Annotated in this window: 22 protein-coding genes; 13 read left to right on the forward strand and 9 right to left on the reverse strand. The window is 68.0% G+C overall.

Annotated elements, in window-relative coordinates; translation table 11 throughout:
• Window positions 1–65 precede the first annotated feature (65 nt).
• The 5 genes from AB0M22_RS41690 to AB0M22_RS41710 all read left to right on the forward strand — a co-directional run bounded on the left by AB0M22_RS41690 (window position 66) and on the right by AB0M22_RS41710 (window position 5188).
• Complete coding sequence (locus AB0M22_RS41690) at window positions 66–1280, forward strand: acyl-CoA dehydrogenase family protein (protein ID WP_364738708.1); 1215 nt, start codon at window positions 66–68, stop codon at window positions 1278–1280.
• Entirely contained in the window at window positions 1277–2071 is a 795-nt protein-coding gene (locus AB0M22_RS41695) for an SDR family oxidoreductase (protein ID WP_364738710.1), read from the forward strand. The genes AB0M22_RS41690 and AB0M22_RS41695 overlap by 4 nt, the downstream gene beginning before the upstream one ends.
• Window positions 2072–2563: 492 nt before the next feature.
• Complete coding sequence (locus AB0M22_RS41700; protein ID WP_364738711.1) at window positions 2564–3292, forward strand: hypothetical protein; 729 nt, start codon at window positions 2564–2566, stop codon at window positions 3290–3292.
• A gap of 72 nt (window positions 3293–3364) precedes the next feature.
• Complete coding sequence (locus AB0M22_RS41705; RefSeq protein ID WP_364738713.1) at window positions 3365–3985, forward strand: TetR/AcrR family transcriptional regulator; 621 nt, start codon at window positions 3365–3367, stop codon at window positions 3983–3985.
• A gap of 48 nt (window positions 3986–4033) precedes the next feature.
• Window positions 4034–5188 carry an acetyl-CoA C-acetyltransferase gene (locus AB0M22_RS41710; protein ID WP_364738848.1) on the forward strand — a complete coding sequence of 385 codons (1155 nt, stop codon included), beginning with the start codon at window positions 4034–4036 and terminating at the stop codon, window positions 5186–5188.
• A gap of 117 nt (window positions 5189–5305) precedes the next feature.
• On the opposite strand, the gene AB0M22_RS41715 is transcribed toward AB0M22_RS41710, so the two are convergent.
• The 4 genes from AB0M22_RS41715 to AB0M22_RS41730 all read right to left on the reverse strand — a co-directional run bounded on the left by AB0M22_RS41715 (window position 5306) and on the right by AB0M22_RS41730 (window position 8054).
• On the reverse strand, window positions 5306–6283 hold the full coding sequence (locus AB0M22_RS41715) for a hypothetical protein (RefSeq protein WP_364738714.1): 978 nt from the start codon (window positions 6281–6283) through the stop codon (window positions 5306–5308).
• A complete protein-coding gene (locus AB0M22_RS41720) occupies window positions 6280–6834 on the reverse strand; it encodes a sigma-70 family RNA polymerase sigma factor (protein WP_364738716.1) in 555 nt (184 codons plus the stop codon). The genes AB0M22_RS41715 and AB0M22_RS41720 overlap by 4 nt, the downstream gene beginning before the upstream one ends.
• On the reverse strand, window positions 6827–7060 hold the full coding sequence (locus AB0M22_RS41725; RefSeq protein ID WP_364738718.1) for a hypothetical protein: 234 nt from the start codon (window positions 7058–7060) through the stop codon (window positions 6827–6829). Before AB0M22_RS41725 ends, AB0M22_RS41720 begins: the two co-directional genes overlap by 8 nt.
• A 115-nt stretch (window positions 7061–7175) precedes the next feature.
• A complete protein-coding gene (locus tag AB0M22_RS41730) occupies window positions 7176–8054 on the reverse strand; it encodes a LysR family transcriptional regulator (protein ID WP_364738720.1) in 879 nt (292 codons plus the stop codon).
• A 223-nt stretch (window positions 8055–8277) separates the two neighbouring features.
• On the opposite strand from AB0M22_RS41730, the gene AB0M22_RS41735 reads away from it, so the two are divergent.
• The 3 genes from AB0M22_RS41735 to AB0M22_RS41745 are packed head-to-tail and all read left to right on the forward strand — an operon-like array spanning window position 8278 to window position 11595.
• Window positions 8278–9192, forward strand: a complete 915-nt coding sequence (locus AB0M22_RS41735) for a hypothetical protein (RefSeq protein ID WP_364738721.1) — start codon at window positions 8278–8280, stop codon at window positions 9190–9192.
• A complete protein-coding gene (locus tag AB0M22_RS41740; protein WP_364738722.1) occupies window positions 9189–10106 on the forward strand; it encodes a 3-hydroxyacyl-CoA dehydrogenase NAD-binding domain-containing protein in 918 nt (305 codons plus the stop codon). Before AB0M22_RS41735 ends, AB0M22_RS41740 begins: the two co-directional genes overlap by 4 nt.
• A gap of 10 nt (window positions 10107–10116) precedes the next feature.
• On the forward strand, window positions 10117–11595 hold the full coding sequence (locus AB0M22_RS41745; RefSeq protein WP_364738724.1) for a CoA transferase: 1479 nt from the start codon (window positions 10117–10119) through the stop codon (window positions 11593–11595).
• Here AB0M22_RS41745 and AB0M22_RS41750 read toward each other — a convergent pair whose 3' ends face one another.
• The 5 genes from AB0M22_RS41750 to AB0M22_RS41770 all read right to left on the reverse strand — a co-directional run bounded on the left by AB0M22_RS41750 (window position 11596) and on the right by AB0M22_RS41770 (window position 15625).
• Window positions 11596–11925 carry a heavy metal-binding domain-containing protein gene (locus AB0M22_RS41750; protein WP_364738850.1) on the reverse strand — a complete coding sequence of 110 codons (330 nt, stop codon included), beginning with the start codon at window positions 11923–11925 and terminating at the stop codon, window positions 11596–11598.
• Window positions 11926–12148: 223 nt separating this feature from the next.
• Window positions 12149–13210 carry a nitronate monooxygenase gene (locus tag AB0M22_RS41755; protein ID WP_364738726.1) on the reverse strand — a complete coding sequence of 354 codons (1062 nt, stop codon included), beginning with the start codon at window positions 13208–13210 and terminating at the stop codon, window positions 12149–12151.
• Window positions 13207–13965, reverse strand: coding sequence for a CoA-transferase (locus AB0M22_RS41760; RefSeq protein ID WP_364738728.1), 759 nt, complete (start codon window positions 13963–13965; stop codon window positions 13207–13209). The genes AB0M22_RS41755 and AB0M22_RS41760 overlap by 4 nt, the downstream gene beginning before the upstream one ends.
• Complete coding sequence (gene ipdA, locus AB0M22_RS41765; RefSeq protein WP_364738730.1) at window positions 13962–14846, reverse strand: cholesterol ring-cleaving hydrolase subunit IpdA; 885 nt, start codon at window positions 14844–14846, stop codon at window positions 13962–13964. The genes AB0M22_RS41760 and ipdA overlap by 4 nt, the downstream gene beginning before the upstream one ends.
• Window positions 14847–14860: 14 nt before the next feature.
• Window positions 14861–15625 (reverse strand): enoyl-CoA hydratase family protein, encoded by a 765-nt coding sequence (locus AB0M22_RS41770; protein WP_364738732.1) that lies wholly within the window; start codon window positions 15623–15625, stop codon window positions 14861–14863.
• Between the two features lie 98 nt (window positions 15626–15723).
• Here AB0M22_RS41770 and AB0M22_RS41775 point away from each other — a divergent pair, with 98 nt between their 5' ends.
• The 5 genes from AB0M22_RS41775 (at window position 15724) to AB0M22_RS41795 (ending at window position 20286) form a co-directional block, all read left to right on the forward strand.
• Window positions 15724–16515 (forward strand): SDR family oxidoreductase, encoded by a 792-nt coding sequence (locus AB0M22_RS41775; RefSeq protein WP_364738734.1) that lies wholly within the window; start codon window positions 15724–15726, stop codon window positions 16513–16515.
• Between the two features lie 31 nt (window positions 16516–16546).
• Window positions 16547–17458: an SDR family oxidoreductase gene (locus AB0M22_RS41780; RefSeq protein WP_364738736.1), complete on the forward strand. Its 912-nt coding sequence runs from the start codon at window positions 16547–16549 to the stop codon at window positions 17456–17458.
• Between the two features lie 332 nt (window positions 17459–17790).
• Window positions 17791–18675 carry a hypothetical protein gene (locus AB0M22_RS41785; protein WP_364738737.1) on the forward strand — a complete coding sequence of 295 codons (885 nt, stop codon included), beginning with the start codon at window positions 17791–17793 and terminating at the stop codon, window positions 18673–18675.
• A gap of 88 nt (window positions 18676–18763) precedes the next feature.
• Complete coding sequence (locus AB0M22_RS41790) at window positions 18764–19279, forward strand: ImmA/IrrE family metallo-endopeptidase (RefSeq protein ID WP_357379662.1); 516 nt, start codon at window positions 18764–18766, stop codon at window positions 19277–19279.
• On the forward strand, window positions 19276–20286 hold the full coding sequence (locus tag AB0M22_RS41795; RefSeq protein ID WP_364738740.1) for a hypothetical protein: 1011 nt from the start codon (window positions 19276–19278) through the stop codon (window positions 20284–20286). Before AB0M22_RS41790 ends, AB0M22_RS41795 begins: the two co-directional genes overlap by 4 nt.
• The last annotated feature ends 138 nt before the right edge of the window (window positions 20287–20424 follow it).

Raw genomic sequence — 20424 nt, forward strand, 5'->3', positions numbered from 1 at the left:
GTCCGGGTCAGGGCACTTATGCAAGCGCCCTACAAAGCAAGTGCTTGGTAGGTTATCCTACCGGCGTGGGTGCGATCCAGACCTCAGAATCCGACACCGCCGCGCAGGGCGGGCGGTTTTCCGCGACGCAAGACGCGCAATTCGCCGCCGACGTGCGCGAGTGGCTGGCGGAAAACCTGAACGGCGAATTCCGCGAACTGCGCGGGCTCGGCGGTCCAGGCCGCGAACACGAGGCGTTCGACGAGCGCCTGGCCTGGGACCGGCACCTGGCCGCCGCGGGCTGGACCTGCCTCGGCTGGCCGAAGGAGTACGGCGGCCGCGACGCGACCGTGCGCCAGCAGGTGATCTTCCACGAGGAATACGCGAAGGCGAATGCCCCCGCCCGGGTCTCGCATGTCGGCGAGGAACTGCTCGGCCCGACCGTGCTCGCCTTCGGCACCCAGGCGCAGAAGGACCGGTTCCTGCCGGGCATCCGCACGGTGAGCGAGCTGTGGTGCCAGGGCTATTCGGAGCCGGGCGCCGGTTCGGACCTGGCCGCGATCACCACCGCGGCGCAGCTCGACGGCGACGAGTGGTCGATCAACGGCCAGAAGATCTGGACCTCGCTGGCCCATGTGGCCGACTGGTGCTTCGTGATCGCCCGCACCGAGCGCGGCTCGGTCCGCCACAAGGGCCTGTCCTACCTGCTGGTTCCGATGAATCAGCCGGGCATCGACGTGCGCCCGATCATCCAGCTGACCGGCACCTCGGAGTTCAACGAGGTGTTCTTCGACAACGCGCGCACCGCCGCGGATCTGGTGATCGGCGCGCCGGGCGAGGGCTGGCGCATCGCCATGGGCACACTGACCTTCGAGCGCGGCATCTCCACGCTCGGCCAGCAGATCAGGTTCGCCCGCGAACTCGCCGACGTCGAGGCGCTGGCCCGCCGGACCGGCGCCGCCGACGACCCGCTCATCGCCGAGCGGATCGACCGGGCCTGGGTCGGGCTGCGGGTCTTGCGCGCGCACGCCATTCGCACCATGGAGGGCGCGGGCGTCGATGACGGGGGACAGGCCTCGGTGGCAAAGCTGTTGTGGGCCAACTGGCACCGCGGCCTCGGCGAACTCGCCATGGCGGTGCTCGGCCCGGCCGGCCTGGTGGCCGACGAGCACGACCTGAACGAATGGCAGCGGCTCTACCTGTTCACCCGCGCCGACACGATCTACGGAGGTTCGAACGAAGTGCAGCGCAACATCATCGCCGAGCGGGTGCTCGGCCTGCCGCGGGAGGCACGTCCGTGACTGATCTTTCTGTTGCGCCGCAGCCGGTTCCCGGCCACGGCCTGCTGACCGGGCGCACCGCCGTCATCACCGCCGCGGCGGGCACCGGCATCGGCTCGGCCACCGCGCGCAGGTTGCTCGCCGAGGGCGCCGACGTGGTCGTCTCCGATTGGCACGAGCGACGGCTGGCCGAGACCGCGACCGAGCTCGCGGCCGAGTTCCCGGACCGCAAGGTCGCCTCGATCGCCTGCGACGTGCAGAGCACCGAGCAGGTGAACGCGCTGGTGCGTGGCGCGGCCGAGGCGCTCGGCCGGATCGACATCATGGTCAACAACGCCGGACTCGGCGGCGAGACCCCGGTGGTCGACATGACCGACGAGCAGTGGGACCGCGTCCTCGACATCACCCTCAACGGCACCTTCCGCTGCACCCGCGCCGCGCTCGGCTACTTCCGCGACGCGGGCCACGGCGGCGTGATCGTCAACAACGCCAGCGTGCTCGGCTGGCGCGCGCAGCACGGCCAAGCCCATTACGCCGCAGCCAAAGCCGGCGTGATGGCGCTGACCCGATGCAGCGCGGTCGAGGCCGCCGAACTCGGCGTGCGGATCAACGCGGTCGCGCCGAGCATCGCCCGGCACGCGTTCCTGGACAAGGTCAGCTCGACCGAACTGCTCGACCGGCTCTCCGCGGGCGAAGCCTTCGGCCGGGCCGCCGAGCCGTGGGAGGTCGCGGCCACCGTCGCCATGCTGGCCAGCGACTACACCTCGTACCTGACCGGCGAGGTCGTCTCGGTCAGCAGCCAACGCGCCTGAGCCGGTTCGGTTTCCCCGACACCGCAATTGGGGAAACCGCGGTGGACGATGCCCGGGTACGAGTCGTACGGCGCGGAGTCCCGCGGTGGGGCACGAACGTAGATCGTGTCCCGGGATTCTCCGGGTGGTGCCGGCCGCGGCCGGAGGCACGGTGGCGGGCACCGCGAACGCTCGGGTGATTCTCCGCGATCTTCGCGCACGGCCGGTGCCGCCACACGCGAAATTCGGCGATCCGGCGTAGGCCGCAACATCTTTCGCTATCGGTTGCTCGAATCGCTTTCGCGTTGCCCGTGGTTGGCTACGCGCCACGTTTGCTCCGTCGCGACAGACTGGACGGACGGCAGACCGCGCCAGAGTGCGATCGCCTTCCAGCTTCCGGCGCACATCGAGCAAATGGGCGGCTGATCAGGTAGAAAAGGCAGCGCCAGATGCCCCCGGGGTGTGCGATGCTGGTTGAGATCGGATCCCGCACTCTCCAAAGGGGCGATGGCTATGGGCCTGGATAGCCCAGCTGCCCGCGAACAACTGGAACTCGAATTGGTGCGCGAAGTGGTGCTAGCCAGGCGCAGGCTGGACAGCATGGTGCTCGCCGCGCTAACCCTTGGCGCCGAACTGATGGAGCACACCTCCGAGTGTGCGACGGCGATGCGCGCGGCCCAGATTCTCGAGCAGTACGCCGTCGACGAGCGCGAGGTGGCGCGCGACCCGCGGGGCGCGCTACGCGCCGACATGGCGCGAGATCGGGAGCGGGCCAAGCAGATCGGGCTCGGCGCCGATCCGGCGGAGGACGAGCAGGACCGGCGCAGGCATCGGCAGTCCGCGCTGCTGTGCGAGGTGCGTGCGGACCTGCTCGACGTGGTGGCCAAATGCCGCAAGTTCCGCTTCGATCGAGTGGCCTTCGACGAGGAGATCGCGCAGGGCCTGTGCGCGGCCACCGACAAGCTGGTGGTCGGCGCGGACATGGACACCTATCAGGCGTGGCAGCGCGGCATGGTGCTCAAGCTGATCGAGGAGCCGATGGCCTACGGTCCGCCGCGAGTGATGGCGACCGTGGACGCCGGCCCGGGGCGGGGCCAGCTGACCGTCGAGTGGGACAGCTGCGAACGCCGGCTGGCGCTGGTGGCCCGAATGGCCAGAGCGGGCATCGCGCCGGTGGTGATCTGCGACCGGCTGCTAGCGGACCTATCGGTGTCGTCTCCGCTGCGTTATTCGGTCCGCTGAACAGACGTACCGCCGGCCTTCGGCAAGCACAATGGCGCGTCGCCCTGTACCAAGCAAATGCTTGGTTGTATTATGGCCGATGTGACCGCACCCGAGGCTTCGAAATCCGCACGGCGCAATGAACTGCTCACGCTGGCGGCCGAACTGTTCGCCGAGCGTGGCCTGCGCGCCACCACCGTGCGCGACATCGCCGACGCGGCCGGAATTCTATCCGGGAGCCTCTACCACCATTTCGATTCCAAGGAGTCGATGGTCGACGAGATCCTGCGCGGCTTCCTCGACGATCTGTTCGGGCACTACCGGGAGATCGTCGGCGCCGGGCTCAGCCCGCGAGACACCTTGGAAGCCTTGGTGATCGCGTCCTACCAGTCCTTCGACCGCCATCACGCCGCGGTGGCGATCTACCAGGCCGAGGCCAAGCGCCTGCGCACCGCCGAGCGGTTCACCTACATCGCCGACTACAACCGCGAATTCCGCGAGCTCTGGCATCGGGTGCTGACCAACGGCGTGACCGACGGCAGCTTCCGGCCCGAGATCGACGTCGAACTGGCCTACCGATTCCTGCGCGACACCGTGTGGGTCGCGGTGCGCTGGTACCAGCCGGGCGGCCCCATCACCGTGGACAACCTCGCCAAGCAATATCTGACCATCGTGCTCGACGGCCTCACGCTTTCCGCCGAGCACACCACGTAGGAGTTCTAGATGTCTGCACCTTCCGCACCCCGCCGCCCCTACACCCCGCTGCGGGACGCCTACGTGATCGACGCGGTGCGCACCCCGGTGGGCAAGCGCGGCGGCGCGCTGGCCGCCGTGCACCCCGCCGACCTCGGCGCGGCCGCGCTGCGCGGGCTGTTGGACCGCAACACCATCGACCCGGGCAGCGTCGACGACGTGATCGTCGGCTGCGTCGACAACATCGGCCCGCAGGCCGGAAACGTCGGGCGCACCGCATGGTTGGCGGCGGGCTATCCGGAAGAGGTGCCCGGCGTCACCGTCGACCGCCAGTGCGGATCCAGCCAGCAGGCCATCAACTTCGGCGCGCAGGCGATCATGAGCGGCACCGCCGAGGTGATCGTCGCGGGTGGATTGCAGAACATGAGCGCCATCCCGATCTCGTCCGCCATGCTGGCGGGCAAGGAGTACGGCTTCGACTCGCCGTTCGTCGGTTCCGAGGGCTGGGATCACCGTTACGGCACGGCCGAGGTCACTCAGTTCCGGGCCGCGCAGCTGATCGCGGAGAAGTGGAACATCAGCCGAGAAGACATGGAGCGCTGGGCCTTGCGCAGCCATGAGCGGGCGCGCGACGCGATCAAGAACGGCCGCTTCGACAAGGAGATCGTGCCGGTCGGCGACTTCTGGATCGATCAGGGACCGCGGGAGACCAGCCTGGAGAAGATGGCGACGCTGCCGCCGCTGGCCGAGGGCAGCCCGCTGACCGCGGCCGTCGCCAGCCAGATCTCCGACGGCGCGAGCGCCACCCTGCTCGCCTCCGAATGGGCCGTCGAGGCTTACGGTTTGACGCCGCGGGCGCGCATCCATCACGTCAGCGCGCGCGGCGCGGACCCGATCTTCATGCTCACCGCGCCGATCCCGGCGACCAAGTGGGCGCTGGAGAAGACCGGCCTGACCATCGACGACATCGACGTGGTGGAGATCAACGAGGCGTTCGCCCCGGTCGTGCTGGCCTGGCTGAAGGAGACCGGCGCGGACCCGGAGCGGGTCAACGTCAACGGCGGCGCGATCGCCCTCGGCCATCCGCTCGGCGCCACCGGCGCAAAGCTTTTCGCCTCGCTGCTCAACGAGCTGGAGCGGGTCAACGGCCGCTACGGCCTGCTCACCATCTGCGAGGGCGGCGGCACCGCCAACGCCACCATCATCGAGCGCCTCGGCAGCTGAGCTAGCAGCGGGAGAAGTGTTCGTGTCGTAGTTCTCCTCCTCGGGTCGGAGGTCACCGCTGCGGTGGCCTCCGAACTCATCTCGGGCTTCTCCTACAAGCATTGAGGCCGTTGGTAGTCACACCAGCGCATTCTGCTGGGTATCGGTACCGCCTCGGATCTCAAAGACCCCGTCTCCGATCGGAAACGAATCATGCTCGATCTGCTCACGCCAGGCCTCCGGCCACAGAGTTTCGGTCGACCAGCACACCCCGGCCAGTCGTACTCCGTCGAGATCGATCGCTCGTAAGTCTTCGCCGGTGAAGTTATTGAGTACCTGCTCGATATTGAGCAGTTCACGGGCAAAGTGGTCGATGATCTTATGGACCGTCCTGGCAGCTCCGCGCGCATCGTCGAGCCAAGTGGCGGTGGGCCGCCAGGCCCTGCGCTCCACAGCACACCGGAACATCTGGCTAGCACTTCCGAGACGACGAACAGATGCTCGGAGTACGAGTCGGGTTCGCTGGAGCCACTGCATGGCAGTGCTGTCGATGCCGTCGAGCAATTGGGAGGAGTTCTCCTCGACTAGCAAGGGCGAAAGCAGTTCGGCGATCCGGGAAGTTCCTTCTTCGAGGCGCTTGATGCCGCTATACATATCGATTTCGAACTCGCTGAGTCGCCAACCGTGACTGCCAACCCCTCCTTCCTGGAAGAGGGGGTGAGTCGAGGTCGAAACGAATGTGTCAGCCATCCGGCGGGCCTGCAGCATCGCGTCTTCCATGCCGGCCGCACAGACGTGACGTAATTCCAGCCGGACCATCAGTGGCATCGCCTGGAACGACGGCCCAAGTTCCAACACAGCGGCGTCATCGAGCAACGAGTTGTCAGGCAGCGGGGGCGGTGGTGCCAACCGCGCCGCGGGCATGATGGCCGCAAGGCCGGCTTCGAGATCGAGAACTCCGCGCAGGCTCGTGACCAGCTCAACATGCCGAACTTGAATCAACGTCTCCCGCAGTCCCGCTTCCAGGTCGAGGTGCGCAGCGATATTCGACAGGAGGGCCTGGCGCTGCCAACCCAGCCAGAAATCCAGGGCTTCACCGTCAAGGAAGTCGGTCATGATCCCTCATTCATGCTGCCCAAGTGGCGCGCGATGCTCCGGCGCGCCTTCTTCAGATTCGAGCGAACGGCGTCGGCAGAGAGCAGCAGTTCCGCGCTGATTTCACCGGGGGTGAATCCCTCCAACGTCCACGCCATGATTTGTCGTTGACGAGGGGGCAGCAGCGCCAGAACGCGCAGGAGGTCGTGTTTCTGTTCCCACGCATCCATTTCGGCGTGGGTGGCGAGCAGAGCGGACTGCTCGGGCACCGCCGCGACCGAGTCTTCTTCGAGACTGGCGATGCGACGTACCAGTGCTCGGCTGGCGACTCTGCGGGTCCAAGCTTCCACGTACCGGATGGTCGACCAGGACTGCCACGCCTTGGTCATCGTGTCCTGGACGATCTCCGCCGCGTCGGCGGACCGGGCGCCTTGATAGATCAGAAAGGCGAATAGCCGAGGTGAGAAGCTCCGGTAGAAGTCGCTGAACGCGGCCAAATCGACGCCGTCTATCAGTGACATCGGCGCCCTGAAAGGACGTAGTTCGGCTTCGGTGTTCTCAGGCTCAACCATGATCGCGCTCCGCCGCCGTCGATCCCACGCTCATTCTCGTTCGTTGGCCATCGGAATCTTGCTCATCGATCCGGCTGCCCTCGGGCAGGATGCTGGCGAGCTCGATCATGTAGCGATGTCGAACGTGGTGCTGGGCGACCCTCCAGCGTAGCCGTAGCCACAGCCCGAAGAAGGTCAAGATGTGGCCCACCAAAATGGCGGTCAGGCCGGCAACGATCGGACTCATCAGACGCCTTCTCTGCCTCAAAGTTGCAAGTATCAAGGTGTAGAGGCTGTTTTGGCACTTAGCGTGAACTTCTAGCGGAAAATAGACAAAGCGAATTCCGTCTGTTGAGGCTGAGCTAGCCGGGCAGGCGGGCGGCGAGTTCGGCGGCGAGCCGGGTGAACCGCTCGTCGCCGGTGCGCCAGAGCAGGGCGGTGCGCACGTCGAGGTTGAGGTCTTCGACCGGGAGGAAACGGAATTCGGCCCGGTCGACGGCGTGCAGCCCTTCGGAGTCGAAGGGTGCGACGATGAAGCCGCGGGTCTGGCGCAGCATCATGAGCATGCCGTCGAGGGTCTTGAACCGGCCGCGGCCCTCGCTGATGCCCGCGCCGGACAGCGCGGTCTTGGCCCGGTCGCCGAGGGTGAGTTCCCAGTGCTTGGGGCCCTGGATGTGGGTGAAGCCGCGTAAATCGGCCACCCGCACCGAGGTTCGGCCCTCGAACAAGGTGGATTCGACCAGGACGCCGACCGGCTCGGTGGCGATGACCACCGACTCGACGCCCGATCCGGAGGACGGGATGTGCGACAGGGCGAGGTCGATGTGGTGGCTGCGCAGGCTGGCCCCGATGTCGGCGGAGCGCATCTGCTCCAGCGCGAAGGTGTATTCGGGGGCGAGCTGGGTCATCGCGGTGGTCAGCCGGTGGCTGATCTCGGCGCCGAGCAGTTCGGGAATGGCGAGGCGTACCTCGACCGGCCGATCGTCCGGGGTGGATAGTCGCTCGCGTAGCGCGTCGAAGTCGGTGACGATCGAGGCGGCCAGCGGCACCAGCCGCACGCCGGTCGGGGTCAGCCGGACGTGCCGGGTGGAGCGTTCGAACAGGGCCGCGCCGAGTTCGGTTTCCAAGGCCTTGATGCGCTGACTCAACGGTGGAACGGACATCTGCAACGCCTGCGCCGCCTTGGTGAAATTGAGTTCTCGGGCGACCGTCAAGAAGTAGCGCAGGTGGTAGATCTCCATTTGCGTCATGGTAGCTATCTGACCTGGTGATGCTTCGGTTGACCGCCTCGGACATTCCTGGCATTTCGACCACTGCGATAAAGTCGCAGCTAGACGCCGTTTCGGATTGTTATCGGCGTGGACATAATGACACTGTGGAACATGGTAATTCCGTTAGCTGATCTATCGAATTAGCGTGGAAGCCGATCCGCCTGACACAGGCGGCACACCATGGAGGTGCATCGTGTTCCAGGCGCTATTGGTGCTCAATCCCGGAAATCGCTCCATCGCCCGAATCGATCTCGCCGACGGGTCGGTGACGACCGTCGTCGATGAGGCCGGCGCGGTCCCCGATGGCATCGCCTACGACGCGGCGGCCGGGCGAATCTACTGGACCACCATGGGTGCGCCCGATTTCGATCCCGCGCTGCCGCTCGACGACGACAACTTCGACTTCTCGCCGAAGAACGGTTCGCTCGAGTCCGTCGCGCTCGACGGCACCGATCGCTGGCCGGTCCTGCCGATCGGCGCGCTCACCACCGGCAAGCAACTCGACGCGGATTTCGCTGCGGGGCAACTGTATTGGAGCGATCGCGAAGGTCGCCGGGTGAGTCGCGCCGGTCTCGACGGAACTGGATTGACCGACCTGGTGGTCAACCCCGCGACCGGGGACAAGGCCGAGGAGTGCGTCGGCATCGCCGTCGACCCGGCCGGGAACGCGCTGTACTGGACTCAGAAAGGTCCCGCCAAAGGCGGTCGCGGTCGCATCTTCCGCGCGAATCTTGTTGTGCCGGAGGGAGAAACGGCGGCGACCCGCACCGATATCGAGGTGCTGTGGGACCACCTGCCCGAGCCGATCGATCTCTGGCTCGACACCACCAATCGCTACCTCTACTGGACCGACCGCGGCGCCGAGCCCGCGGGCAACACACTCAATCGCGCGCCGATTCCGGAGCCCGGCGAATCCGGCAGCGCCCCGGAAATCCTGGCCCGCGGTTTCGCCGAAGCCATCGGACTCGCCGTCGATCTGGAGGCCGGCTTCGCCTATGTCACCGATCTGAGCGGCAATGTCCGCGCGGTCGCGTTGGACGGCACATCTGACAGCGTCATCGCGAAATTCGAAGGTCAGTCACTGACCGGAATCGTAGGTCTCCCATGAACTCTCAGCACACCATGGCCGTGGTCGGCGCGGGCGTCATCGGTTTGTCCTGGGCCCGGCTGGCCCACCGGCACGGCTGGCGCGTGGTGATCACCGATCCGCGCCCCGACCTGCGCGAGCTGGTCGAGTCCGAGTTCGGCGACGACGACCGCGTGTCCTGGACCGCGGACCTGGCGGAGGCGGTCGAAGCGGCCGACCTGGTTCAGGAGAACGGCCCGGAGCGCCTCCCCGTCAAGCAGGAACTCTTCGCCGAGATCCTGCGCGCCGCACCCGCCGACGCCGTACTGGCCACCTCCAGTTCATCGATCACCGCATCGCTGATCGCGGCCGACCTGGACAACGCCGGCCGCATCCTGGTCGGGCACCCGTTCAACCCACCCGAGCTGATGCCGCTGGTGGAGGTGCTGCCCGGCGCGAAGACCGACGAATCGACCGTCACCCGCGCCGTCGCGCTCTACACCGAGCTGGACCGGGTGCCAGTCGTGATCCGCACGGAACTCCCCGGCTTCGTGGCCAACCGGTTGCAAAAGGTGCTGGCCACCGAGGCGACCTATCTGGTGCAGTCCGGCGTGGTCAGCGTCGAGGATCTCGACACCATCCTGCAGAACTCCCTCGGCCTGCGCTGGGCCACCATCGGCCTCTTCGAAGGCAATGTCCTCGGCGGCGGTCCCGGTGGGGCCAGGCACCTGTTCGAGGGAGTCGGCGCGGAAGTCGGCAAGATCGAGCCGGGCAAGCCGTCCACCGACCCCGTGCTGCGCGAGGAACTCATCGAGCACATCGAGGGCGCGTACGGCGCCGGCGAACAGAACTACGAGCGCCTCGTCGCCAAGCGCGATCGCCGCACGCACGCCGTGCTGGAAGCGCTGGCGAAGGTCGACGACCAGCCCGCGGTCTACACGAGCCCGAGCGTCTGAAAGGACAGCCATGCTCACCCAACGTCTGAAGAACGCGCTGCACAACAAGAATCAACCGGTCGACCCGTACGCCGAATTGCAGGAGGTGCTCGGCGGCGTCGGGCTGAACGCCGAGGATTCCGGTGGCGAGATCACCTTCGTCGGCGCCGATCCGATCGTGCCCAGCACGCTGAGCCTGGCCGCCGCGCCGGGCATCGCGCTGGTCGGTAAGTCGGTCGCGCTGGCCGACCTGTGGCAGCTGCGCGGCGGGCCCGGCCAGGACATCAGCATGGACCTGCGCAAAGCGCCGCACCGGCTGTGCCCGTTCTACGACCGCAAATGGGAAACGCTCAACGGGATGCTGCCGCCGATGATGGATCCGGCGGCGGAGGCGGTGGCCGCGCCGCGGTTCTATCGCACCGCCGACGACCGGCACGTGATGCCGGTGCCGGTTTACCCGAAGCTGAAGTCCGACCTGCTGGCCCTGCTCGGCGCCACCGACAGCGCGGAATCCGTTGCCCGCCAGGTCCGTACCTGGAACTCCACCGAACTGGAGGAGGCCGCCGCGGGGGCGGGCGTGGTGCTCACCAAGGCGCTCGGCCTGGAAGAGCTGATGGCGCAACGGCAGTTCACCGAGGTACTGGCCGATATGCCGCTGGTCGTCGTGGAAAAGATCGGCGACAGCGATCCCGAGCCGATGCCATCCGGCGGCACCGCGCCGCTGGACGGTCTCCGGGCGCTCGGCCACGCGCACATCATCGCCGGCGCCGGGATCGGCCGCACCCTCGCCCTGCACGGCGCCGACGTGCTCAATGTCTGGCGGGCGCGCGAGGTGGAACTCGATCTGCTCTATCAAACCGCCAATGTCGCCGTGCGTTCCGCGTTCCTGGATCTGGACACCGGCGACGGCGCGGGAAAGATGCGAGATCTGTTGCGCGGAGCCGATATCTTCTACGCCAACCGCCGGGTCGGGTATCTCGACCGGCACGGGCTCTCGCCGGCCGACGCCGCGGCGATCCGGCCCGGCATCATCCACGTCAGTAATTCCCTCTTCGGGCAGACCGGGCCGTGGGCCGATCGGGTCGGGTTCGATCAGAACGCCGGCGTCGCGACCGGGATGACCATCCTGGAGGGCACGCCCGACGCGCCCCAACTGCCGATCATCGGGGTGGTGAACGACTGGATCATGCCCTGGATGTCGACCATCGGCATCGCCGCCGCGCTGCGACGTCGCGCTACCGAAGGCGGCAGCTACCGGGTGCACGTCTGCCTGTCCCGGGTCGCGCTGTGGACCCTGAGCCTGGGCATCTTCGACAAGGACTACGTCGCGGCCACGCTCGACTCCGGCGACGAGCACCGCTACCTCGACCCGGACCTCTTCACCATGGACGGCCCCGCCGGGATCTACCAGGGCGTGACCGAGCAGGTCCAGATGTCGCAGACGCCCGGGCGGTACCGCTTCGGGCTGGAACCGCGTGGCTCCAGCCGTCCGGAATGGCTTCCCGCGTAACTACGCCTTGTCGGCGGGCTCGAGCAGCACCGCGGTCCCGTAGGCCGCGACCTCGCTCATGGTGTTGGCGATCTCGTTGCAGTCGAAGCGCATGGCCAGGATGCCGTTCGCGCCGAAGGACATGGCGTGCTGACACATTCGCATGATCGCCTCGTGGCGGGACTGGTACAGCAGCTGGGTGTACTCGGTGATCTCGCCGCCGCCGAGCGAACGGAACCCCGCCGCGAGATTGGAGCCGAGGCCGCGGCTGCGCACGGTCAGGCCCGCGACCTCGCCGAAGACCCGGACGACCCGATGCCCCGGCACGTCGTTCATGGTGGAGACGAGGATCGGGAACTGCGGCGCGGGCTGCGGTTGCGGTTGCTGCTGGTACCCCGGTGGTGGCTGCTGCGGGAATCCGGGCTGCTGCTGCGGATATTGGGGCTGTTGCGGGGGCATCGGCTGGTTCATGAGCGGGATGCTACGGGCACGGCGAGGTGTGCGGCGACCGCAGTTCGCTGAGCGAAAATGCCCCGCTTCCCTCGGTGGGTGCGGGGCATTTCGACAGACGGATTCAGAGGTTCTTCTGCAACGCTTCGATCCGGGTGATCGCGTCGGCGACGATGCGATCGATCAGCTCCTTGCACGTGGGCAGGTCCTCGATGATGCCGGTGACCTGTCCGGCGGCCAGCACACCCGCCTGGGTGTTGCCCTCGACCAGACCGGCGCGCAACAACATCGGGGTATTGGCGGCCATGACGACCTGAGACCAGGTGAGGTCCTTGGTCTTTCGCATGGTCAGTCCGTCGCGGACCAGGGTGGACCACTTCATGCCGGTCATGTTCTTGAACTTCGCGGCATTGGTCACCGCGGCGGCCAGACCCCGGGTGCGGCCCGAATGTTCCAGGCGCTGCACGAGTTCGGTATTCAGCACCCGGTGCGGCATGCCGTCGACCTTGGTGGAGACCACGGTGTCCTGCAACTGCCTGCGCAGGTACTCCTGCTTGACCGCCTCGGGCACGGTGCTCTCCTGGGTGAGCAGGAAGCGGGTGCCCATCGCGACGCCCGCCGCACCGTAGGCCAGCGCGGCGGCCAGGCCGCGCCCGTCGAAGAAGCCGCCCGCGGCGACCACCGGGATGTCCACCGCGTCCAGCACCGACGGCAGCAGCAGCGTGGTGGCCACCGGGCCGGTGTGCCCGCCGCCCTCGCCGCCCTGCACGATCACCGCGTCGGCGCCCCAGGACGCGACCTTCACCGCGTGCTTGGCCGCGCCGATCGACGGAATCACCACCACGCCCGCGTCTTTCAGCTTCGCGATGAGATCTTGCTTGGGGGCGAGCGCGAACGACGCGACCGCCACCTTCTCCCGGATCAGCAGATCGATGCGTTCGGGCGCGTCCGAGGCATCGGCGCGGATGTTCACGCCGAACGGTTTCCCGGTGTGCGCCTTGGTCTTCGCGATCGCCGCCTCGAGCTCCGGAAAGGTCATGGTGGCCGAGGCCAGGATGCCGAGCCCGCCCGCCTCGGCGGTCGCCGCGACCAGGCTCGGCCCGGCCACCCAGCCCATGCCGGTCTGCACGACCGGATGTTCGACGCCGACCAGATCGGTCAGTGTGGTCCGCAGCCTGCCGGTCACGACGGCACCTCGGTGTCGCGAATCTGCTTGGGATCCAGCACATCCCGGATCAGCCGCAGCTCCTCGGCGGACGGCAGCCTGCTCTCCGGTGCGTCGGCGAGGCCGTGGATCTCGAACGAGGTGTTCTCGGCGACCTCGGCGGCGGTGACGCCGGGATGCAGGCTGCGCGCCCGCATGGTGTGGTCGGGTCCCTCGAAGTCGAAGACGCCCAGGTTGGTCACCACCCGGTGCAGGTGATGGAACCGGAAGGCCGGGTTCGCCGGATCCACCTTGTCGTAGCCGACGCCAGAGACGATGTCGACCCGATCGGTGAACACCCGATTGGTGTGCCGCGAAACCCAGTAGCTGGTCGCGTGATTGATCGTGTTGCCCGGCGCGCCGCGGACGCCGAACATCTGCCGGGTCGGTTGCTGCAACGTTCCGAACGCGGACAGGTTCTGATTGCCGAAGCGGTCGATCTGGTTGGCGCCCATCACCACGTGCCGCCGGCCGGACGCCACCACGTCGAACACCCGGCGGAACGGAATCCAGCCCTCGATCGGCGCCTTGCCGCCCAGCGGGGGAGTGTCGGCGAAGAGCAGCGCCTCACCGTCGGAGAGCAGCAGGTCCGGTTCGGTGGTCAGCTTGGCCAGGCGCGCACCGATGATCGACATCGGCGACATCGGGCTGGCCATGATCTCGCCCGCGCCGCTGAAGATCTCCGCGCAGGCGACCGCGCAAACCTCAGCGCGAGTGATGGTTTCGGTGGTTGTCATCGCGCAGCCTCCTGGGCGAACTCGCGGACGGCGGCCTGGTACTCGTCCTCGGAGACGGCCAGATACTGGTCGACGAACTGCTGCCACGCCTCGGGCGTCTTCGCCGACTGGACGTAGTGCTTCTGGAACTTCTCGTCCCGGCCGTAACTGTCCCCGGCCAGGGTGAAGTGCGCGCCGTTGGGCGCCTCGACGACACCGTCGACCATCATGCGGTTGAGCAGCAGCGATTGCAGTGGAACGGTTTTCACCAGTTCGTCGGTCTCGACGATCCGTTCCACCGAGACGTAGCGGCGCTCGGCGGCCAGGCAGTACAGGTCGTCGAAGTACGGGTCGACGCCGGTGTAGGCGGCGTTGCCGTGCCGGTCGCCGAGGTTCAGATGCACCAGCGCCGCATCGAGATTCAGCGCGGGCATCGCGATCAGCGTCTCGGTCTGCCCGTCGGCGGCGGGATAAGGCGAAGCGACCGTGCGCAATTCGCCGTCCCAGAAGTTCGGCACGTCCGAGCCGAGACCGGCCCGGATCGGCAGGAACGGCAACCGCGCCGCGGCCGCCTCCAGCCCGCACTTGAGCATGCCCTCGTCCATCTCGCGCGCGACCAGCGCGCCCGAGGTCCTGGCCTTGGCGAACCACGGGTCGTAGAACGGCGCCGAATCCAGCGACACGAAGCCGTAGTACGCCTTACGCACCTTGCCCGCCGAACACAGCAGCCCCAGATCCGGTCCGCCGTAACTGACCACGGTCAGATCGGTGAGGTCCGAGCGCAGGATGGCCCGCACCAGCGCCATCGGCTTGCGCCGCGAACCCCAGCCGCCGATCCCGATGGTCATTCCGCTGCGCAACTCGCCGACGACCTCGTCGAGCGACATTCGCTTGTCTCGCATGACTTTCCGACCCCTTACTTCTCTGCCTTGCGCGCGGCCAGATCCTCGTCGAACCGGGCGCGGATCTCGTCGGCGACACCGGCGAGATTGAGTTCGAAGGTGAATCCCTGCTCGTAGCGGTAACTTCGGTGCACGTCCTGCGGATCGATGCCGTTCAGCGCCCGCTTCGCCGCGCGGATCACCCGGCCGTCCTTGGCCGCGATGTTCTTGGCGACTTCCATTGCCGCGGCGTCGAGTTCGGCCCGCGGCACCACCTGATACACCGAGCCGAAGTGCTGCAACTGCTGCGCGGTGATGGTGCTCGCGGTGTAGAACAGCGCCCGCATCAGATGCTGCGGCACCAGCCGGGACAGGTGGGTGGCCGCGCCGAGCGCGCCGCGATCGACCTCGGGCAGGCCGAAAGTGGCGTCGTCGGAGGCGATCACGACGTCCGCGTTGCCGACCAGGCCGATCCCGCCGCCGAGGCAGAAGCCCTGCACCACCGCGATCACCGGCACCGGGCAGTCGTACACCGCCGCGAACGCCTCGAAGCAGCCATGATTCGCGTCGATCAGCGCCTGATGACCCGGCTTGCTCTGGATCTCCTTGATGTCGACGCCGGCGTTGAAACCGCGATTCTCCGCGCGTAGCACCACGACTCGGGTTTCCTTGTCCCGCCCCGCCTCCCGGATCGCGTCGGCGATATCGAACCAGCCGTCCGTCGGTATCGCGTTGACCGGTGGGTAGTCGACCGTGACCACGGTGATGCCGGTTGATTCGGAGTGACGGTTGATCCCCATCGCCTATCCCTTCATGAAGGCCATGGCCCGTCGGATCGACCCGGCCCGGCCTGAGCTCAGCATTGGCAAAGCAAGCAGTTGCTTGGTAGGTTAGCACGGTGGCACTCGAAATCGATCTGGCCGACCGCGTCGTTCTGGTGACCGGCGGCGTCCGCGGCGTGGGTGCGGGTGTGAGCAGGGCCTTCCTCGCGGCCGGTGCGACCGTGATCGCCTGTGCTCGGCGGCCCGCCGAGGCATCGATCGAGGCCGACGGCCGGGCCATCGACTTCCTGCCCTGTGACATTCGCGACGCGGACGCGGTGCGCGAGCTGGTCGAGACCATCGTCGAGCGGCACGGCCGGCTCGACCACTTGGTCAACAACGCGGGCGGCGCCCCGTTCGCCCTCGCCGCCACCGCGAGCAAGAACTTTCACGCCAAGATCGTCGAGCTGAATCTGCTTGCCCCGCTGCTGGTTTCGCAGACGGCGAACGCGGTGATGCAGCAGCAGCCGGACGGCGGCTCGATCGTCAACATCTCCAGCGTCAGCAGCACCCGGCCCTCGCCGGGCACCGCCGCCTACGGCGCCGCCAAGGCCGGGATCGACAGCCTGACCGCATCGCTCGCCGTCGAATGGGCGCCGAAGGTGCGGGTCAACTCGCTGGTCGTCGGCCCGGTCGTCACCGAGCAGAGTCAGCTGCACTACGGCGACCAAGCCGGCATCGACGCGGTGGGGGAGACCATTCCGCTGGGCCGGATGGCCGAGCCGGACGACGTCGGCCGCTGCGCCGTCTTCCTCGCCTCCCCGCTGGCCTGCTACGTCAGCGGGGCCGCCCTTTTGGTGCACGGCGGCGGCGAGCGCCCGGCCTTCTTGGCCGCGTCCACCGCGGCCGCCGGTCAGCAGCAGTCCTGAATAACCGGACATCCAAGAAGAGGACATAGGTATGGACACCGAGCAGATCTGCGCAGGCCGCACCGTCATCGTCACCGGCGCGGGCCGCGGCATCGGCCGCGCGCACGCGCTCGCCTTCGCCGCGGCCGGGGCGAAGGTGGTGGTCAACGACCTCGGCTCGGCGCTCGACGGCGCCGCGACCGGCGAGACCCCCGCCGAACAGGTGGTCGCGGAGATCGAGGCGCTCGGCGGCAGCGCCGTGGCCAACGGCGACGATGTCGCGGATTGGCAAGGCGGGCAACGACTTGTCCAGCAGGCCGTGGATACCTTCGGCGGCCTGGACGTGCTGGTCAACAACGCCGGTTTCGTCCGCGACCGGATGCTGGTGAACCTCGGCGAGGACGAGTGGGACGCGGTGATCCGCGTGCACCTCAAGGGCCACTTCGTCACCATGCGGCACGCGATCGAATACTGGCGGGGCGAGTCCAAGGCCGGTCGCCCGGTCGACGCCCGGATCATCAACACCAGCTCCGGCGCGGGCTTGCAAGGCAGCGTCGGTCAGGGCAACTACGGCGCGGCCAAAGCCGGCATCGCCGGACTCACGCTGACCGCGTCCGCGGAGTTCGGCCGCTACGGCGTGACTGTGAATTCCATCGCACCTGCGGCCCGCACACGGATGACCGAGACCGTGTTTGCCGACACCATGGCCAGGCCGGAAGACGGCTTCGACGCGATGGCTCCGGAGAACATTTCGCCGCTGGTCGTCTGGCTCGGCAGCGTGCAATCCGCGGCGGTCACCGGACGCATGTTCGAGGTAGAGGGCGGGAAAGTGGCCCTCGCCGACGGTTGGCGGCACGGGGTCGCGGTCGACCGTGGGGCCCGGTGGTCACCGGCCGAACTAGGCCCGGTAGTAGCTGACCTGATTGCCAAGGGGATGCCGCCCGAACCGGTGTACGGGGCCTGACCAAGCTTCCGACCTTCTTCCTGCGCACCCAACGATAGGGGTTTACTATGGCCCCCATCCGTTAAAAGTCCCGTGTGAGAGTGTCGACCGGGTGAGATCTGCGCTTTACGAATGAGGGGAAGGCTCGGCGCATGGCCGTTGGTCGCACGTTCCGTGTGGTTGCAGTAGCTGGGACTGTGGCCGGCTTTGCGCTACTCGGTCCGGTAGCCGCGCAGGCGCAACCCTCAGAACGGTGCCCAGGGTGCGCTGTGGACCCCGCTCCGCCCCCGTATGACACCGGAGATCCCTGGTACCCACTGTCGGTGCCCGGGCAGCCGTCAGATGTCAGTGCGGTGCCTACCAATCCCGCGATCGGTACCGGTTCGGCCGCCGGGTCCGCCGCTGTCGGTTCTGCTGCCGCCGGTGGATCCGCCGCCGCTGGATCCGCGGCGGCCGGTGGTTCGGCCGCGGCCGGCGCCGCCGGTTCCGCCGGACTCGGCGCGGTCCTCGGTACCGGGTCCGCCGGACTCGGCTTGACGCTCGGATCCGGTTCGGCCGGACTCGGCCTCGTCCTTGGTTCCGGCTCGGCCGCGCTCGGCATCACCGGTTCCGCCGGCGTCGGCGCATTGGCCACCGGCTCCGCGGCGGTGGGTTCCGCCGGAATCGGTGTCGGCGCAACAGGTTCCGCCGCGGTCGGCTCCGCGGGCGTCGGTTCGGCGGCCGTGGGTTCGGCCGGTGTCGGTTCGGCGGGCGTCGGGTCCGCCGGTGTCGGTTCGGCCGGAACCGGTTCTGCCGCAGTCGGTTCCGCTGCGGTGGGCTCGGCGGCCGTAGGTTCGGCCGCCCCATTGCTGCTGCTGTTGATCCCGATCCCCGCGCCGCCCGTTCCCCCCGCGGCGCCGCCGATCGCGATCCCGCCGGTACCTTCCCCGGCGATCCCAGCCATTCCGGCCCTGCCGGTGCTCGTGCCCGCTCCGGCCGCGGCCCCGGCGGCCGTGCCCCCACCGCCGCCCCCGCCGCCGCCCGCCCCCGTGCAGGCGGCCCCGGCCAAGCCCAACCCCGACACGCGCCTGACCAGCGCGAACGACGGACTCCCCAAACCCAAACTGCTGTCGGTCATCGGCGGCCTGCTCGCCCTCGGGTTGGCCGGAGCCGGTTCCGGCGCAGTCAGTTTCCAGGGCGCCTCGGCCGCACAGGCCCGAGTCGACGCCGCCCGTGCCATGTTCTTCCCGAGGCCGTGAGGGGTGTGGGCATGAGTGAGCGAAGCGAACGAATCATGACGCAGCGTGCCTCGCGCATGCCGGAGCCGAGCGCCAGCGAGGTGCAGGCATGAGTGAAAGCAAGACGCAGAGCAGCTCGCGGTCGTACCGCAGGGTCGCGGCCGCGGTGGATGCGGTGTGCGCGGTGGCCGCGGACTCCGATGCCACCACGCTCGACGAGGTAGTGCTCGCCATCGCCAGCGAGCGGCATCGCGAAATCGAAATCGCCAGTGCGGAATTGGGGCCCGGCGTGTGCGGTCAGCGCAGGCTCTACCCGGATCGCGACGTGATCGTGCTCGCCCAGTCGCTGCCGAGCCGGGAGCACACCCTGGCACATGAGTTGGGGCACATCGTGTTCAACCACGAGGGCGCGCCCGCACCCGAGGTGACCCTCGAGGCCAGCGACGATCTGATCGCCTACATGCTGAGCCAGCGGGCGCACCAGCAGATCGTCGACGACGGCGCGGACGAGCTCGCCGAGTGGGAGGCCGAGACCTTCGCCGCCATGTTGATGACCCGGCTCCGCGTGTTCAACAGTCGAGGCGCAGGCGTCTCGGTCCTTCGATTCGATGAGGCTCTGGGATGACCCTCTGGTTGACGGCACTGCTGGTCTGGATGGCGGCAGGCGCCCGAGTCGGCCGCGTGCTGGTCAAGCCGGCCACGACGGCGCGGGTGGCCATCGTGGTCGCGGTCGCCGCCGTCGCGCTGGCCGCCACCGTCGCGGTCCCCGAGATCGCGGTGGCCATCGACAACCTGCGCCCGCAGGGCGTGCACGCGGGCTGGCTGTCCGACGGTGTCGTGGTGTCGGCCTGGATCGCCTTCGTGACGGCCACCTCGGTGGTCGCCTCGGCCGCCTGGCCGGTCGTCTCCCGGCAGAACCTGCGTCAGGTCGCCATGGTGATCTACAGCTTCGGTCTGATCGCCGTGGCAGCCGCCATCGCGTGGTCGTTCACCTTCGGCTGGGAGGTCGTCGCGTTCGGCGCGGTGTTCATCGTCATCACCGGCCTGCGCAACCTCGACTGGACCACCCTCGGTCGCGGAATCGCGATCTACACCACCGGTTCCGCGGTCGTCGCGGTGCTCGCCGTGCTGGAGGTCCGGCGCGCGTTCATCGACGCGCCGCCGGTGCCGCCGGGTCAGCCGAACTGGGCGTGGCAGGCGTGGGAGATCGCCGGCCTGCTCATCGCGTTCGGTGCGGTGTGGATCGTGGTGGAGCTGTGGGTGCGAGCGCGCCTGCTGCTGCGCCAGATTCGGATGCTGCACCGGATCCTGATCGGTCGCTTCCCCGAAGTGATCGCGCACGACCAGACCGGCACCTCGACCCAGTTGAAGGCGTCCGACCAAGTGGCGCAGATCATGGACGCGCTCTATCTGCAGTCCGGCGGCGGTGTGGTGCTCGCCGCAGTCGCGCCGCCACCGCGGTCGGTCGCCGAGCGCGCGGACACCGTCGCGCAGTGGGCGAGAAACCCGTTGGGCGATGTGGCGGTCGACGCACGATGGATTGCTCCGCCGGAGGGGATTAGTCCGCGCGGCTGGGTCCAGGCCATCGCGCGGGCGTATGACGCGACATCTCTGGAGCACGTCCGAAATTGAGCCGGCGGCGTTCCGCTCCGCCGAGTATTCGACGCACTAGTACGTACCACGAGATCTTGTGCTGCGGGGCTGCGGCGGCCGGGCCGACGGAGTTCTGCGCGCACGATGGTTTACCCATGGGCGCATGAAATCTGTTGT

It is taken from the genome of Nocardia sp. NPDC051756, assembly GCF_040681495.1.
Taxonomy (GTDB): Bacteria; Actinomycetota; Actinomycetes; order Mycobacteriales; family Mycobacteriaceae; genus Nocardia.